General features: G+C 64.1%; 15 protein-coding genes. 5 read left to right on the top strand and 10 right to left on the bottom strand.

The window, feature by feature from the left end:
• Positions 1-54: 54 nt before the first annotated feature.
• From ACR65W_RS19230 to lgt, 4 genes are all read right to left on the bottom strand, one after another.
• Positions 55-534: a hypothetical protein gene (locus ACR65W_RS19230; RefSeq protein ID WP_434503022.1), complete on the bottom strand. Its 480-nt coding sequence runs from the start codon at positions 532-534 to the stop codon at positions 55-57.
• Positions 531-1,862 carry a phosphate regulon sensor histidine kinase PhoR gene (phoR, locus tag ACR65W_RS19225; RefSeq protein WP_434503020.1) on the bottom strand — a complete coding sequence of 444 codons (1,332 nt, stop codon included), beginning with the start codon at positions 1,860-1,862 and terminating at the stop codon, positions 531-533. The genes ACR65W_RS19230 and phoR overlap by 4 nt, the downstream gene beginning before the upstream one ends.
• Positions 1,863-1,940: 78 nt before the next feature.
• Positions 1,941-2,627 (bottom strand): phosphate regulon transcriptional regulator PhoB, encoded by a 687-nt coding sequence (gene phoB / locus ACR65W_RS19220; RefSeq protein WP_434503018.1) that lies wholly within the window; start codon positions 2,625-2,627, stop codon positions 1,941-1,943.
• 70 nt (positions 2,628-2,697) lie between these two features.
• Positions 2,698-3,483, bottom strand: a complete 786-nt coding sequence (gene lgt, locus ACR65W_RS19215; protein WP_434503016.1) for a prolipoprotein diacylglyceryl transferase — start codon at positions 3,481-3,483, stop codon at positions 2,698-2,700.
• A gap of 60 nt (positions 3,484-3,543) precedes the next feature.
• Between lgt and ilvD the strand changes: the two genes are divergently transcribed.
• Both ilvD and ACR65W_RS19205 read left to right on the top strand, forming a co-directional pair.
• Complete coding sequence (gene ilvD / locus ACR65W_RS19210; RefSeq protein WP_434503014.1) at positions 3,544-5,376, top strand: dihydroxy-acid dehydratase; 1,833 nt, start codon at positions 3,544-3,546, stop codon at positions 5,374-5,376.
• A 63-nt stretch (positions 5,377-5,439) separates the two neighbouring features.
• Complete coding sequence (locus ACR65W_RS19205; protein ID WP_434499149.1) at positions 5,440-7,314, top strand: CHASE3 domain-containing protein; 1,875 nt, start codon at positions 5,440-5,442, stop codon at positions 7,312-7,314.
• Between the two features lie 7 nt (positions 7,315-7,321).
• Here ACR65W_RS19205 and ACR65W_RS19200 read toward each other — a convergent pair whose 3' ends face one another.
• Genes ACR65W_RS19200 through tsaD form a run of 3 tightly spaced genes read right to left on the bottom strand, consistent with a single transcriptional unit; the run spans position 7,322 to position 9,935 of the window.
• Positions 7,322-8,311: an NAD(P)H-dependent glycerol-3-phosphate dehydrogenase gene (locus ACR65W_RS19200; protein ID WP_434499150.1), complete on the bottom strand. Its 990-nt coding sequence runs from the start codon at positions 8,309-8,311 to the stop codon at positions 7,322-7,324.
• Complete coding sequence (locus ACR65W_RS19195) at positions 8,308-8,859, bottom strand: phospholipase D-like domain-containing protein (RefSeq protein ID WP_434499151.1); 552 nt, start codon at positions 8,857-8,859, stop codon at positions 8,308-8,310. Before ACR65W_RS19195 ends, ACR65W_RS19200 begins: the two co-directional genes overlap by 4 nt.
• An 11-nt stretch (positions 8,860-8,870) precedes the next feature.
• A complete protein-coding gene (gene tsaD / locus ACR65W_RS19190) occupies positions 8,871-9,935 on the bottom strand; it encodes a tRNA (adenosine(37)-N6)-threonylcarbamoyltransferase complex transferase subunit TsaD (RefSeq protein WP_434499152.1) in 1,065 nt (354 codons plus the stop codon).
• 358 nt (positions 9,936-10,293) lie between these two features.
• On the opposite strand from tsaD, the gene ACR65W_RS19185 reads away from it, so the two are divergent.
• From ACR65W_RS19185 to ACR65W_RS19175, 3 genes are all read left to right on the top strand, one after another.
• Positions 10,294-10,728 (top strand): hypothetical protein, encoded by a 435-nt coding sequence (locus ACR65W_RS19185; protein ID WP_434499153.1) that lies wholly within the window; start codon positions 10,294-10,296, stop codon positions 10,726-10,728.
• Between the two features lie 164 nt (positions 10,729-10,892).
• On the top strand, positions 10,893-11,822 hold the full coding sequence (gene hemC / locus ACR65W_RS19180) for a hydroxymethylbilane synthase (protein WP_434499154.1): 930 nt from the start codon (positions 10,893-10,895) through the stop codon (positions 11,820-11,822).
• Entirely contained in the window at positions 11,819-12,535 is a 717-nt protein-coding gene (locus tag ACR65W_RS19175; RefSeq protein ID WP_434499155.1) for a uroporphyrinogen-III synthase, read from the top strand. The genes hemC and ACR65W_RS19175 overlap by 4 nt, the downstream gene beginning before the upstream one ends.
• Here the strand turns inward: ACR65W_RS19175 and ACR65W_RS19170 are convergent.
• The 3 genes from ACR65W_RS19170 to ACR65W_RS19160 form a co-directional block, all read right to left on the bottom strand.
• Positions 12,511-14,061, bottom strand: a complete 1,551-nt coding sequence (locus tag ACR65W_RS19170; protein ID WP_434499156.1) for a serine hydrolase — start codon at positions 14,059-14,061, stop codon at positions 12,511-12,513. The two genes, ACR65W_RS19175 and ACR65W_RS19170, sit on opposite strands and share 25 nt — an antisense overlap.
• Before the next feature lie 43 nt (positions 14,062-14,104).
• Positions 14,105-15,514 (bottom strand): siroheme synthase CysG, encoded by a 1,410-nt coding sequence (gene cysG / locus ACR65W_RS19165; RefSeq protein WP_434499157.1) that lies wholly within the window; start codon positions 15,512-15,514, stop codon positions 14,105-14,107.
• A 143-nt stretch (positions 15,515-15,657) separates the two neighbouring features.
• On the bottom strand, positions 15,658-16,065 hold a 408-nt coding region (locus ACR65W_RS19160; RefSeq protein WP_434499158.1), incomplete at its 5' end, for a TonB-dependent receptor domain-containing protein.

Genomic DNA, 16,065 nt, shown 5'->3' with positions numbered 1-16,065 from the left:
CGCCTGCAACAACCACGGCATCCGATTCGGGGCCATGCCGGCGAGACGCCTGCGCTACGGAGTGCCGCCCGGCACCTGCGTGGCAACGAGATGCTCCACGTAGCGGACAAAACTCGGATCCTCGCCGTGCAGCAGGCGTGGCAGGTTCTCACGAAAGTCCTGACGACTGCACCATTCCAGGATGTAATCCTCCCACGAGTTCCAGCGCCGGGCCTGCTTGGGCGCCATGTCATCCTCGTGCAGCAGCAGGTAAGCGCGCTCGAAGAGCGACGTCAGCATGACGAAGATGATGAGCTGCCGCTCTTTCTGATCTTCGTTGAGGGTGGTGGTACCTTCGGTCGAGAACAGCCGCAGGTCGGGATTCTCCAGCGCCACCTTGAGAAAGTCCTGGTAGTTGTCCGACAGCAACTGGTAGACCTCCTCCTCCTCGTTTTCCCGCTCCTTGCGCTGCTCGTACAGGAAGACGCCGATCGCCAGCGGCAGACCGATCACGGTAACGACGTAGCTCAGCATTTCCCAGGTTTCAAGTGTCACGCGGCGGACTCCTTGCGGTCGGGGATTGGGTTTTTACGGACGACCCGGGCGGCGGGGAATACCGCGCTGAACGTACTGCCCTTGCCGACTTCGCTTTGGATTTCCAGCCTGGCCTGGTGCCGGGTCAGGATGTGCTTGACGATGGAGAGGCCCAGTCCGGTGCCGCCGGTGGCGCGCGAACGGCTGCGGTCGACACGGTAGAAGCGTTCGGTCAGGCGGCTGATGTGCTGGGGCTCGATGCCGAGACCGGTATCGGTGACGCAGAACTCCGCGCTGTCGCCGCGCAGCCCCCACTTCAGCGTGATGTCGCCGCCTTCCGGCGTATAGCGGATCGCATTGCTGACCAGGTTGCCGAACGCGCTGTGCAGCTCTTCCGTGGCGCCGGTCAGGCAGATGCTGCTGTCGGCTTCCAGCAGCAGGCGATGGCGCCCATTGCTGAGGCTTTCGCCTTCCGTCATGACCATGTTCAGCAGCGACGGGATTTCGATTTCCGTCTCCTGCGGCACGTTCTGGCTGCTTTCCAGCTGCGATAGCGTCAGCAGGTCTTCCACCAGGTGGCGCATGCGCACGGTCTGTTCCAGCATCAGCTTGAAGTATTGCCGCGTGCTTTCCGGAATGCCGCTTTCCATGTCCTCCAGCGTTTCAAGGAAGCCGCCGACCACGGTCAGCGGCGTGCGCAGTTCGTGCGAAACATTGGCGATGAAGTCGCGCCGCATCGTCTCCAGCTTTTCCATCGGCGTGATGTCGCGGCACAGCAGTAGCTTCTGCTTGTCGCCGAACGGGATCAGCTGGACTTCCAGCGTGATGTCCGGATTGCGCAAGGTGTTGAGCTTGATCGATTCCGTGTAATCCTGGGCCTGCAGGTAGCTGGTGAATTCGGTCTGGCGCACCAGGTAGCCGATCGGCTGGCCGGTATCCTGCGCGAGCCTCAGGCCCAGCTGGACTTCCGCGGGCGGGTTGCACCACTCGATCTGGTCGCTGGTGTTGAGCAGCACCACGCCGTCCGGCAAGGCGCTGGCGGCGTGCTGGAAGCGTTCCAGCGCCGAGGAAAGCTGTGTCTGGCTACTGGTTTGGCGGCGTATTTCCTGATAAAGCGCGGCAAATACATCCTCCCAGATGCCCGAACCGATCGGCATCGTTGCCAGCTCGGGCTGTTTCAGCCATTTGGCCAGTTTTTCCAGCCAGTAGAAGTGGGCCAGAAGATAGACAATCGCTGCCAGCGCGAGGGCTCCGAGGGCATACTCCAGGCCGGCCAGGGGCCACAGGAGCAGACACAGCAGCAATGTGGGGATGGACAGCCATAGCAGGCGCCAGCGGAATTCATGCATGTAGTTGGCATCCAGTTTTCGGAAGCTGCGAAAGGCTTTCGTGCAACGGCTACAGCTTCATCGGACGCACATTATCGGTTACTTCGCCGAGAAACGGTAGCCGACCCCGCGCACGGTCTGGATCATGTCCTCGTGTCCCGAGGCCGCGAGCGCCTGACGCAGGCGGCGGATATGCACGTCCACGGTGCGGTCCTCGACGAACACGCGGTCGCCCCAGACGCGGTCCAGCACCTGCGAACGCGAGTGCACGCGCTCCGGGTTGGACATCAGGTAATGCAGCAGGCGGAATTCGGTCGGGCCAAGTTCCAGCTGGATGCCGTTGCCGGTGACGCGGTGCGTGACCGGATCGAGGCGCAGGGAGCCGGATTCGATCGGGTCGTCCGTCATCTGCGGCGCGCGTCGGCGCAGCACGGCCTTGATGCGCGCATTCAGTTCGCGCGGCGAGAACGGCTTGGTGACGTAATCGTCCGCGCCGACGTCGAGACCGCGGATCTTGTCGATTTCCTCGCTGCGCGCGGTGAGCATGATGATGGGGATGTTCTTGCTGTATTCGTCCGACTTGAGGCGACGCGCGAACTCGATGCCGCTCATGCCGGGCAGCATCCAGTCGAGCAGGATGAGGTCGGGCATGGTTTCGCGCATCAGTAGCTGCGCCTGTTCCACGCTCAGCGCGCGGATCGGGTTGTGGCCGGCCTGCGTGATGTTGAGCGTCAGCAGCTCCTGGATGGCCGGTTCGTCTTCAATGACAAGTATGTTGGCGGGCATCGGATTTCCTTTACCGAACTAAGATGCTGCTCACTATATGACGTCAATATGACAAATATGTGACAAAAGATCAGCTTGTTCGTGCGGTCAGCGCGCGTTGCAGCATCCACAGGCCGACCAGCACCATCGGCAGGCTCAGCCACTGCCCCATGCTCATGCCCAGCGCGAGCGGGCCGAGAAAGCTGTCCGGTTCGCGTGCGAATTCCACCACGAAGCGCGACGCGCCGTAACCGATCAGGAACAGTGCGGACACCGCGCCGACCGGGCGCGGTTTGCTGGAATAGATCCACAGCAGCAGGAACAGCGCAATGCCCTCCAGCCCGAATTCGTACAGTTGCGAAGGATGGCGTGGCACATTGTCCACCTGCGGGAATACCACACCCCACGGCAGATCGGTGGCGCGTCCCCACAGTTCGCCGTTGATGAAGTTGCCCAGGCGCCCGGCACCGAGGCCAAGCGGTACCAGCGGCGCGACGAAATCCATCACCGCCAGCCAGTTTTTGCCGCGTTTGCGCACGAACAGCCACATCGCCGCCAGCACGCCGAGGAAGCCGCCGTGGAAGGACATGCCGCCCTGCCACACCGCGAAGATTTCCAGTGGATGGCTTAAAAAATAATCCGGCTGGTAAAACAATACATATCCCAGCCGTCCACCGAGGATCACGCCCAGCGCGCCGTAAAACAGCATGTCGTCGAGATCGTGCTCGCTGACAATGCAGTCGGGATTGCGTCGGATGCGCCACTTGCCGAGGAACAGCACGCCGAGAAAGCCGATCAAATACATCAATCCGTACCAATGGATGCCGATCGGGCCGAGTTGGATAGCGATAGGGTCGAATTGCGGGTGAACAAGCATAGGGTCTTGGAGTCTTAATGGGGTAAAATTGCAAGATTATACGTTTTCCCGAGGTCGATCATGCCCCAATACCGTTCCCGCACCACTACCCACGGCCGCAACATGGCCGGCGCGCGCGCGCTGTGGCGCGCCACCGGGATGAAGGACGAGGATTTTACCAAGCCCATCATCGCCATCGCCAACTCGTTTACGCAGTTCGTGCCGGGCCACGTGCACCTGAAGGACATGGGCCAGTTGGTGGCGCGCGAAATCGAAAAGGCCGGCGGCGTCGCCAAGGAATTCAACACCATTGCCGTTGACGACGGCATCGCGATGGGCCACGGCGGCATGCTGTACTCGCTGCCCAGCCGCGACCTGATCGCCGACAGCGTGGAATACATGGTCAACGCGCACTGCGCCGATGCGCTGGTGTGCATCTCCAACTGCGACAAGATCACCCCCGGCATGCTGATGGCCGCGCTGCGCCTCAATATCCCCGTCGTGTTCGTGTCCGGCGGCCCGATGGAAGCCGGCAAGGTAGACTGGAACGGCGGCGTGCGCAAGCTGGACCTGGTGGACGCGATGGTGGAAGCCGCCGATAGCAAGGTCAGCGACGCCGATGTCGCAGCGGTCGAACGTTCCGCCTGCCCCACCTGCGGGTCCTGTTCCGGCATGTTCACCGCCAACTCGATGAATTGCCTGACCGAGGCGCTCGGTTTGTCCTTGCCCGGCAACGGTTCCACGCTGGCGACGCACGCTGACCGCAAGCAGCTGTTCCTGCGCGCCGGCCGTTTGATCGTCGATCTTGCCAAGCGTTACTACGAGCAGGACGATGCGAGCGTGCTGCCGCGCGCCATCGCGACCTTCGAAGCGTTCGAGAACGCCATGAGCCTGGACGTATCCATGGGCGGCTCGACCAACACCGTGCTGCATCTTCTCGCGGCGGCGCACGAGGCGCAGGTCGATTTCACTATGGCCGACATCGACCGCCTGTCGCGGCGGGTGCCGGTGCTGTGCAAGGTCGCGCCCTCCGCCCCCGACGTTCATCTTGAGGACGTGCATCGCGCCGGCGGCGTCATCGCGATTCTCGGCGAGTTGCTGCGCGCCGGATTGCTGCACGGCGATCTTCCGACCGTCCACAGTCCTTCGGTCAGCGACGCGGTGGCGCGCTGGGACATCGCCGTCACGCAGAGCGAGACCGCGCGCACCTTCTTTCGCGCCGCTCCGGGCGGCGTGGCGACGCAAATCGCGTTTAGCCAGGACCGCCGCTACAAGGAACTCGACGCCGATCGCGAAAAAGGCGCGATACGCGACGCGGCGCACGCCTTCTCCAAGGATGGCGGCCTCGCCGTGCTCACCGGCAATCTCGCCATCGACGGCTGCATCGTGAAAACGGCCGGCGTCGACGATTCGATCTTGAAATTCGCCGGCCCCGCCAAGGTCTATGAGAGTCAGGACGCGGCGGTGTCGGGCATTCTGACGGGCGACGTAAAGGCTGGCGAGGTGGTCGTCATCCGCTACGAAGGCCCGCGCGGCGGACCCGGCATGCAGGAAATGCTCTATCCGACGAGCTATTTGAAATCGAAGGGACTCGGCAAGGCCTGCGCGCTGGTGACGGACGGAAGATTTTCCGGCGGCACGGCCGGGCTTTCGATCGGCCACGTCTCTCCCGAAGCGGCCGAGGGCGGCGCGATCGCCTTGGTCCGGGACGGCGACAGGATTGAAATCGACATTCCGGCGCGCCGGATTACGCTCGCCGTTAGCGAAGACGAACTGGCGACGCGGCGCGCCGAACAATCCGCGAAAGGCTTCGCTCCGGCCAAGGCGCGGCCTCGAAAAATCACGACGGCGCTGCGCGCCTACGCCTCGATGACGACAAGCGCGGCCAAAGGCGCAGTGCGACAGGTTCCCTGAACCTTTCGCATTTAGGACGTGCGTCGTAGAGTGGCGCGCCGTCCATCCAGTCGCCGGAACAAAATGTCTCCGACACGTAAATTCGTCGCTTCTGGACTGTTTGGCATCGCGTTAGGATTCGCGGTGCTTGCGCTTGCCAGCTATGTGGCCGTGCGCGCTGAATTCCAGCGCCGCACAGCTGGCGCATGGCTGCGCCACACTGTTCATGTGCAAAGCGATCTTTATCAGCTTTATGGACTGCTGCAGGCCGCCGAGAGCGGTCAGCGCGGTTTTATCATCACTCAAGATGAACGCTATCTCGACGCCTGCGCCGAAGCGGAGCGCAAACTGCCGCTCGTCGTCGATCGCCTTTCCGAGAGCGTAAGAGACAATCCCAAGCAGCTCGAGGCTGTCGCGGAAATGCGGCCGCTGCTTGGCGCAAGGGTCGAGATCATCGATGAGGCGATCGCCGATATGCGCGCGCTCCGGGTCGACAAGGCCGTGCAGATCATCAAGTCCGGGCGCGGAAAGGCGCTGATGGACCGGCTCCACGCCATCATCGACACGATGATTGAAAATGAGCGCAATCTCAGCGAAGCGCGCGAGCGCGAACTCAACGCGGCTGGCGGCGAATTTGACTCGGCCGTTTGGGCGCTCGGCGGCATAATCTTCGCGCTTGGCGCATTTTCGCTTCTGAATGCGCAAAAGCAGATGCACGCGCTGCAGATGTCACGCGACTCGTTAAAGACCGCCTACGACCAATTGATTGGGGAAACGACGCGCCGCGAAGCGCTCGAGTCGCAGTTGCGGCAGTCGCAAAAACTCGAAGCGCTCGGCCACCTGACGGGCGGCATCGCGCATGACTTCAACAATATGCTCGGCGTCATCGTCGCGAGTCTGCATCTGCTGCGGCGGAAGCTTGGGGATTCGAACGGAGATTATGTTCAACTGATCGATTCAGCGATGGACGGCGCCGATCGCGCCGCCGCCATGGTGCGCAGGCTCCTCGCATTCTCGCGCCGCCAGCCTTTGTCGCCGCGCCCGCTCGACCCGAACAAGTTTGTCTCCGCCGTCTCGGACATGGTGCGTCGGGCGCTTGGCGAGAAGATCGATTTCGAAACCGTGCTCGCCGGCGGCCTATGGGCGACAAAAGTCGATCAGCACGAATTGGAAAGCGCCATCGTCAATCTCGCGGTCAATGCGCGCGACGCCATGCCGGATGGGGGCAAGCTGACGATCGAGACGGCCAACTGCTTTCTCGATGACGCCTACGCCACCGAAAACATGGAAGTGAACCCTGGCCAATATGTGATGATCGCCGTGACCGACACGGGTCAAGGCATGCCGCCCGAGGTCTTGTCGCAGGCGTTCGATCCGTTCTTCACCACCAAGCCCACAGGCAAGGGTACGGGACTCGGCCTCTCGCAGGTGCATGGATTTGTCAAACAATCTGGCGGCCACGTCAAAATCTATTCCGAACCCGGTCGCGGAACCTGCATCAAGCTCTATCTGCCGCGCTTCAATAACGTCGAAACGCCCGCCGAACTGCCCCTACCGCGTCCTCGACCTCTCGAACTTCCGCTTGGAAGGCCCGAAGAACTTGTGCTCATCGTCGAAGATGACGACACGGCGCGCCGCGTGACCGCGCAGGGCGTGCGAGAATTGGGCTATTCGGTTCTGGAGGCCGAGAACGGACGCGCGGCGATCGACATCATTCGCCGTCGCGCCGACATCGCGCTGATGGTCACGGATGTGGTTATGCCCGATATGGACGGCGCCCGACTCGCGCGCGAGGCGGTGTTTCGCCGACATAGCCTGCGCGTTCTGTTCATCACCGGCTATACGCGCAACGCCATCGTGCACAACGGCGTTCTCGACAAGGACGTCAAGCTGCTCACCAAACCGTTCACCTTGGAGCAGCTTGCGGTCAAGATGCGAGAGATCCTGGACTCGAGATAGCCGGCGGTCAGTCTTCGGCTTTGAGTGGACGCATCAGCAGCGCTTCGATGGCGCCGTCGACGCTTAGCCGCGCGGAAAGAATGGCGTCAACGGCCTCGGCGATCGGCAGCTCGACGTCATGTGCGCGCGCCATTTCCACCATGACGCGCGCTGTAAAGGCGCCCTCCGCAAGCTTGCCATGCGTGGCGTCTTCCACCGACTTTCCCTGCCCCAGCGCTTCGCCAAGCGCAAAGTTGCGCGACTGCGCCGATCCGCAGGTGAGCACGAGATCGCCCAATCCAGAAAGACCCATCAACGTCTCCTGACGCGCGCCCAACGCGCGCCCCAGACGCATCAGCTCGGCAAATCCGCGTGCGATGAGCGCCGCCTGCGCGCTCGCGCCGAGCCCGCGGCCGTGGCTCATTCCTGCGGCGATGGCGAGAACGTTTTTCGCTGCGCCGCCGATCTCGGCGCCGCGCACGTCGGTCGAGCGATAAAGCCGAAACGTCTTCGTCGAAAGCTCTTCACTCAAGCGCCGGGCCAGCGTTTCGTCATGCGCCGCGAGAGTCACCGCTGTCGGCAATCCCCTGCATACGTCCGCGGCGAAGCTTGGTCCCGAGAGCACGGCGACGTCGGCTTGGGGCAGTTCTTCGCTCGCGACTTCACTCAGAAATTTGTGGCGGTCGCGTTCGATCCCCTTGGCGCAAATCACAAAGGCGGCGCGCTCGCGCATATGCGGCCGCGCGGCGCGCGCGGTCATGCGGATCGCTTGTGCGGGGGTGACGGCGAGTACGATGTCCGCCTCACGTACGACGGAAATGTCGCTCGTCGGGGCGACGGCGGCGGCAAGCGGCAGACCCGGCAATCGGCGCGTGTTTTCGCGGTCGCGCGCCAGGGCTTCGGCGGCCTGAGGATCGTGCGCCCATAAGGGCACGCGCGCGCGGCCTTGCGCGGCGACATTGGCGAGGGCGACGCCCCAAGCGCCGGCGCCGAGAACAGCGACAGTCGCGCGCGTCATCGCATGCCGATCCGCTGATTGTCCGGACGCGACCATAGCCTTTCAAAAGTTTGATGAAACCGCGCCGCGGCCTGTGGGCTCTCGATCACGATCAAATCATTGTCCTGATAGACTTCGCCGGAGACGCTGAAATTCGCGGAGCCGCTGCGCAAGACGCGACCGTCCACCTGATACGATTTCAGATGCATCAGATCACGCGAGCGGCCTTTGCGGCGCACTTCGACGTTCGGGGCGTCGGCGATTTCGTCGATCGCCGACGCGCCTCGCCGCATTTCCTCGCCGTCGAGATAGATCCGCACCTTAACGCCGCGCATGGCCGCGCGGCCGAGCGCCGTCGTCAGAGAGCGGTCGGTCAGAACATAGGCGGCCATGTCGATCGAGCGGCGCGCGTCGTTGATCAGCCGCCCGTCGACCGCGCCGAAACCGTAGCCGGGCCCGTAGAACACGCGCACGCCCGCGAAGGTCGGCTCTTCTGCGAGCAGTCCGGCCGGCTGCGGCGTTGGCGCAAGCGTCATGGCCGCAAGCGCCGCTGAAAAAAGGAGCCGCATCAAACCGCGCCTCAAGCCTTGCCGTGGTGTGATCGGCTTGGCGCGGCGTCGAGCGGCCATCGCGGCCGCGGCGCAAAGTCGAGGTCATCGGTCAATCCGCGTTTCAAGCGCTCGAGACCGGTCCAGGCGATGATCGCGCCATTGTCAGAGCAGAGCGCCGCCGGCGGCGAAATGAACCGCAGCCCGCTTTCGGCGCAGAGCCGCATGAGCGCGCGGCGAATGGCGCCGTTGGCCGCGACCCCGCCGCCGATCACAAGGCCTTGCGGCGCTCGACCCTCGCCTGCCGTAAAGAGGCGCACGCCGGAGCGCACCCGATCCACGATCACGTCGACGATCGCAGCTTGGAAAGAGGCGGCAAGATCCCTGACGTCCTTTTCGCTCAGCGTCCGCAATCTAAGGATTTCCTGCCGCACCGCGGTCTTGAGGCCAGACAGGGAAAAGTCGGCCCCTTCGCGGCCAAGCATCGGCCGCGGAAAGTCGAATCGTCGCGCATCGCCTTCAAGCGCGAGTTTCTCGATTTGCGGCCCCCCGGGATAGGGCAGCTCCAGCATTTTGGCGACTTTGTCGAAGGCCTCGCCGGCGGCGTCGTCGACGGTGGATCCAAGTCGGCGGTAGTCGCCGATGGCCTTCACCGCGACGATCTGCGTGTGCCCGCCGGAGATGAGGAGCGCCAGAAAGGGAAAGTCCAGGCGGTCCGTGAGCCGTGCGGTCAGCGCGTGCGCTTCCAGATGGTTAACGGCGATGAACGGTTTGCCCAAGGCAAGCGCCAAGGCCTTCCCCGCCGTGAGCCCGACGAGAACGCCGCCGATCAGTCCCGGACCAGCCGCTGCGGCGACCGCATCGAGGTCCTTCGCCTCGGTCTTGGCCCGCTCCAGCGCGCGCCTGATCAGCCGGTCGAGGACATCGATATGGGCCCGCGCCGCGATTTCCGGAACGACGCCGCCATAGGCGGCGTGGCGGGCGATTTGGCTCAACACCTCGTTGGAAAGGATCTCTCCGCCTTCGCCGCCCAGCCGCTCCGACACAACCGCGACCGCGGTCTCATCGCAAGTGGTTTCAATGCCCAAAACGCGCATGCGAACTCCCTGCGCAGAAAGCCGCGCCGCTGAACTCCTCAGCGGCGGAGTGAAGCTTATACCGCCATACGGTGGGAAGGTGGAAAATTGTGGTTGGCAAAGGGTTTACATCAGTTATTCTTAGCTGTTGGGGCAAATCGACGTATACTAATGCAGCGCTAAAGATAGCTGCATTAAATTTCCTAGAATTCATTGACGTCCCTCTTGACACGACCTCGATCAGTACAAGTTGGGTCAGCAGATCGTTGCTCCCCCAACGACGCACATATCTTGAGCTGAGTAGAATTATGGCTAAGGCGAAGAGGTAATTAGCGTCCCGGTTGAGGTTGCTCTCGGTCTAAACTGTATGGAGGTGAAAATGGCGTCGAACAAAATTAAAGCCTTGGCGTTAACGTCCACGATTGCGATGGCCGCCGTGATCGGCTCCACGAGTCTGGCCGAAGCGCGCTACTGCCGGGCCCATTACGGCTGGCATCGGCACTGCGGCGGAACCCACTGGGGTTACGCGCGTCCGGTGCGCCACACCTATTGGGGCTACGCGTATCGTCCGGTGCGCACCTATTGGGGTTATGCGGCGCGGCCCGCCTATTGGGGGTATCGTCCGGCTCGCTACGTCCGCTGCGTTCGGCCGGGCTATTACGGCGCCGCCTGGCCGTCCTATTATGGTTGGGGCGGCGCCCCGGGCTATTACGGATATGGCGGCGGCGGCCTGCTTGGCGCAGGACTCGGCGCGGGTCTCGGCCTCGGCGCAGGTCTTGGCGCAGGTATCGGATACGGCCTGTTTGGCTGGTGATCGGTTAGCATTCCGCGAGCCGCGTAGAGTACGCTCGCGGAGCTAGAAAGAACGTCCGCTCCGACGAGCGGACGTTCGCTTTTCGAGGAATGCCGTCGCCACGCTGCTTCCGCTTGCCCTTCGCGCGCTCCCGCCTATAGTCGCGCGGATAACGGCGGCGGATCATGACCTCTCCCCCTTCCCTTCGCATTGGAACGCGCGGCAGTCCGCTCGCCCTCGCCCAGACCCATATGGTCCGCGCGGCGTTGGCGCGCGCGCATGGCGGAAGCGAAGCGGACTTCCCGATCGAGATCATCCGCACGACGGGCGACCAGATCCAGGATCGGCCTCTCTCTGAATCAGGGGGCAAGGGGCTTTTCACCAAGGAGCTCGATTCAGCGCTCATCGCCAGCGCGATCGATCTCGCCGTACATTCCTCGAAGGATCTGCCGACGCATTTGCCGAGCGAGATTGTCATCGCCGGCTATCTGCCGCGAGAGGATGCGCGCGACGCCTGGATATCGCGCGGCGGTCTCGCGCTCGATGCGCTTCCCGCCGGCGCCGTGGTCGGAACCGCCTCGCTGCGCCGCGCCGCGCAGGTGAAGCGCCGGCGACCCGACCTTGTGACGACGCTACTTCGCGGCAATGTCGAGACTCGTCTGAAGAAAGTTGAGAACGGAGAGATCGACGCGACCCTCCTCGCGCTCGCGGGATTGAAGCGGCTGGGTCTCGCCGATCGCGCCACGGCGCTGCTTTCCTTGGAAGAGTTTCCGCCAGCTTGCGGACAGGGCGCGATTGGCCTCACGCGGCGCGCCGGCGACGACGCCACGCGCGATTTGCTCGCGCCGCTCTTCGACGAAGCGACCGGCTTCGCGCTCGCCGCCGAACGCGCCTTCCTTGCGGCGCTCGATGGGTCCTGCCGCACGCCGATCGCCGGCCATGCGCAGGTTCACGGCGCCGAACTGTCCTTCGTCGGCGAAGTGCTCAGAGCCGACGGCGCGGAAGCCTATGTCGTGCGCCGCCACGGCCTCGCGATTGACGCCGCGCTGATCGGCGCGGACGCCGGCAAGGAAATCCTGCTGCGCCTGCCGCATGGCGTCGCGGGGCTTATGTGAAGCCTATTCTGGTGCTGCGCGGGGCTGCAGACGCCGCGCGCACGGCGGGAAAGCTGCAGGCGCTGGATTGCGTCGCAGTAATCTCTCCTGTGCTGGAATTCGCCGCCACGGACGCGATCATTCCTTGCGGTGCGTATGACGCCGTCATCGTGACGAGCGCGAAAGGCGTCGAGTTCGCCGGCGACGCGCGCCAGCTCAGAGCGGCGCCGCTGCACGCCGTCGGCGAGAAAACCGCCGAAGCGGCGCGCGCGCGTGGCTTCCAACCCGATATTGTCGCCGGGAGCGCCGAAGCGATGCTTCCGCGTCTTCTCGAACGCTATCAAAGAGTGGCGCATTTCCTTTATCTGGCCGGGCGCGACCGACAGCCCGTTCTGGAAGCGGGTCTGCGCGCCGCCGGCCACGAAGTCCATACGGTGGAGGTCTATGAAGCGCGGGCGGCTCAATCGCTGACCGCCGAGGCCGTAGCCGCCATCGCCGCGCGGCGCGTCACCGCCGTCCTGCACTACTCTCGGCGCAGCGCGGAGATCTTCCTGCAGCTCGCGCAGGCCGCCGGCGTCGCCAATGCGTTGCGCGACATGACGCATGTCGCGCTGTCGGAACATGTCGCCGCGCCGCTTCGACGCCTCGGTTTGGAGACGCTCGTCGCGGCAAAGCCGGACGAAGAACATCTGCTGTCTCTTCTCTCAAATCAGCTGCGCACGAAAACGCCCTGACCGTTCGCGTTGAAATAGTCGATGGCGACGGCGCTCGCCTTCTCGCCGCCGCTTCGAGAAAACCTGACCGGACTGACCCCGCTGGCGTTTTCTCCTGGAGGCTGAAAGGTGAAAATGTCGCCTGAATAGTGACGCAGCGGATAGGGCGTGGGCGTCGGGCCGAGCGTCAGCGAGAGCCCTTCGGCCGTTTCGACGACGCCGATGGGTCCGTAAAGCTCATTGCGGTAGGCGCCGACATATGTCGCGCGCGACGCGCGCGCCGGCGCGCTGGCGAGCGGCTTGGCGTAATCGGCGTCCCGACCGTATGCGGGGACCGCCATCTGCGCAAAAGCCTCGCCAAAGAGCGCGAGCCAGTCCCGCTCGATCTTCCCCGTCAGGACGATATCGAGGAAGCTGCGGCAGATGGTTTCTGGCGCGCCGACCGGCGCGGAATTGCTGAGCACGACAATGCCGAATCGCTCCGCCGGCATGACATAGACGCAGGTCGAGGCGCCAAGAGAGAATGCGCCCGAATGGCTCCAGCGCACCCGCGCCGGACCGCCATAGTCGATGTCCCAGCCAAGACCGTAAAAGGTTGGTCCGCGCATCGGGTCGTGGGCGGGTCCCGTGGCGATCTGCGGGAAATGCGTGTCGCCAAGCGCCTCCGGCTTGACGATCTCGCGGCCGTCGAGGGCGCCGCGTCCGAGCTGCATCCTTACCCATGTCGCCATGTCGCGCGCCGACGCCGACGCGCCGCCCGCCGGCGCCTGGGCGTCGGGATTTCGCTGTTCGCCGACCACCCATCTGTCGCCACGACGCACATGGCCGAATGCGCGGTTCCTACGCGCGACGAAATCGGCGTGGCGCGAACTGGCGTTCGCCATTCCGAGCGGCCTGTAGAGACGTTCGTCGCAAATATCTTCCCAGGACTTGCCTGCCGCTTTCGCCGCCGCGAATCCCGCCGCCGAAAACCCCATATTGTTGTACGCGTAATGCGTGCGAAAGCTCGTGTCGGGTTTGATGTAGCGCAGCCGGCGAATGATTTCATTGCGGTCGTAGCCGATGTCTTCGACAAGATCGCCGGCATGGTCGGGAAGTCCGCTGCGATGGCAGAACATGTCGCGCAGCGTGATCTCGCGCGTGACCCACGGATCGCTCATCGCGAATTCCGGCAGGCTCCGCACGATCGGATGATCCCACGAGACGACGCCGTCTCCGACAAGGCTCGCGACAGCCGTCGTGGAGAGCGGTTTGGAAAGCGACGCGAGCTGGAAGACCGTGTCGGGGTCAATGCGTTCGGCCGCGCCGGCGCGGCGCACGCCGAATCCTTTCAAATAGAGCACGCGATCGGGCGAGACGACGGCGACCGACATTCCCGGCACGCCGGTTTTTCTCATGACGTCGACGACGAGTCCGTTGAGTTCGTTCAGATGTTTTTGGGTTGGCTCGCGAACGGGCGACGGTTTGGAATTGGCCTTGGCGAGCGCTTTGGGAGACAGCAAGCCGAGCCCCGACGCAAGCAGCGCGGATCGTCTCGTGAAAGGCATATTGGCTCTCCGTTCGCGCTTCTTTCAAAACAATAGCGCGAAATCAGTTCTCCGCCAGCGCCCAGCCGATCAGCACCATCACCGGCCCGACGATGGTCTGTTTCGCCGCTTTACCCGGCAAATCCGCGATCGTGCCCTTGACCACCCGCTCGTGCGGCGTGGACGCGCGTTCAATGAGGAAGGCGGGCGTATCGTGCGACATGCCCTCCTGCAGCAGACGACGCGACAATTCCGGCAGCGTGCGGTTCCCCATATAGACGGCCGTCGTGGCGCGTTCGTCAGCGAGCGCGCCCCAATCGAAGTCCTCGGGAAATTCGCCGTCCTTCGTGTGTGCGGTGATGAATTGCAAACGCCGGGCCGTCTCCCGGCTCGTCAGCGACTTGCCGATCGCGGCGCCTCCAGCGCAGGCGGCGGTCACGCCGGGCACGATCTCGATGGAAAAGCCTGCGTCGCGCAACGCGGCGATTTCCTCGTTGGCGCGCCCGAAGATGAGCGGATCGCCGCCTTTCAGCCGAACGACGTTCCTGCCCTCGCGCGCGAGTTCTACGAGCAGAGCGCTGATTTCCTCTTGGCGCACCGACGGCGCATACCCGCGCTTGCCTACGTTGATCCGTGTCGCTTCACGGCGGGCGAGATCGAGAATGCTCGCGGGAACGAGGTCGTCGAAGAGCACGACGTCGGCGCCGGCGAGCGCGCGCATGCCCTTCAGCGTCAGCAACTCGGGATCGCCGGGCCCCGCCCCGACGAGCGTGACGCGTCCGCGCGCCGTGGCCTCGGCGCCGGCGCGCGCCTCTTCGACCAGCGCCGCGCGATCGTCTTCTTGCGGCGCGCGCTCGATGTCGCGGAAGGCGAGCCGCGTGAAGCGGCGCCAGAAATCGCGGCGCGCCAGAAAGTCGAGTCCGGACGCGCGCACGAGCGGCCGCCAGGCCTGCGCCGCGCGCGCCCAAGCCTGGAACGTCGCAGGCACCAGCGTCTCGATTCGGCCGCGCACCGCCTGTGCGAAAACCGGCGATGCGCCGCCGGTCGAAACGCCGATCACCAGCGGCGAGCGATTGACGATGGCGCCCATGATGAAATCGCTGAGCGCAGGCCGATCGGCGAGATTGAGCGGCACGCCGGCCGCGCGCGCCCACTCGTGGAATTGACGAGCCAGCGCGTCGTCCTCGATCGCGCCAAGCGCCATCGCCGCGCCGGCGAAATCGTCGGGCTCGACCGCGCGCTTGTGAATGGCGACGTTGTCGCGCGCCGCTCCGATTTCGCGAAGCTTGTCACTGGGCGCAGGCGCAAAAACGTCGACCTGCGCGCCGGTCGCGGCCGCCAAATCGACCTTCCAAGCCGCCGCTTCGCCGCCGCCGATGACGAGCACGCGCCGCCCGGCAAGCGCGTAGAACACCGGCAGAGTCGCCAGCGGCTGCATCAGATCGGCGGATACTTCGTCGGGTTTGCGGGTCACGGCGCCCTAGGTGCAGGACCTGCGGGCGCGGCGCAAGTGCTTTAACCCGGCGCCGCGCCATGCACGGCTTCGAGAGTGCGGACTTTCACAGGCGCCAAGGCCGGCCATGCAAGCCGATCTGCGGGCCGGCGATGTTTCGCCGGCTAGAACCTCGCATTGACAGTGACATAGGCCGAGCGCGGGGCGCCAGGCATGATGTTGTTGTTGTTGTGCGCCGAGGCGTAGTAGTAGGCGCCGGTGAGGTTCTCGATGTTGAGCTGGCCGGAGATGTTTTCCGTCACCTTCACGAAAAGCGCGCCGTCAACGCGCGCGTAACCGGGCACGATCACCCTGTTATCGAGAGACGGATAGAAGCTCGAAGCATAGATCACGCCGGCGCCCAATCCGAGAACGCCGGGACCCCCGCCAATGAACGAAGACAAATCGTAACGGTTCCAATACGAGAAAGTGTTTCTCGGAACCGACGGATTGACCTTGCCGACATCCGTGAGAAAGGGCTGCCGCGGATTGAAGCCGCGATCGGTCGATACGACGCGCGCGTCCTGATATCC

Source organism: Methylocystis sp. (assembly GCF_051062815.1).
In the GTDB taxonomy this organism is placed as follows: Bacteria; Pseudomonadota; Alphaproteobacteria; order Rhizobiales; family Beijerinckiaceae; genus Methylocystis.
This window is presented reverse-complemented; position numbering and strand designations above follow the sequence as displayed.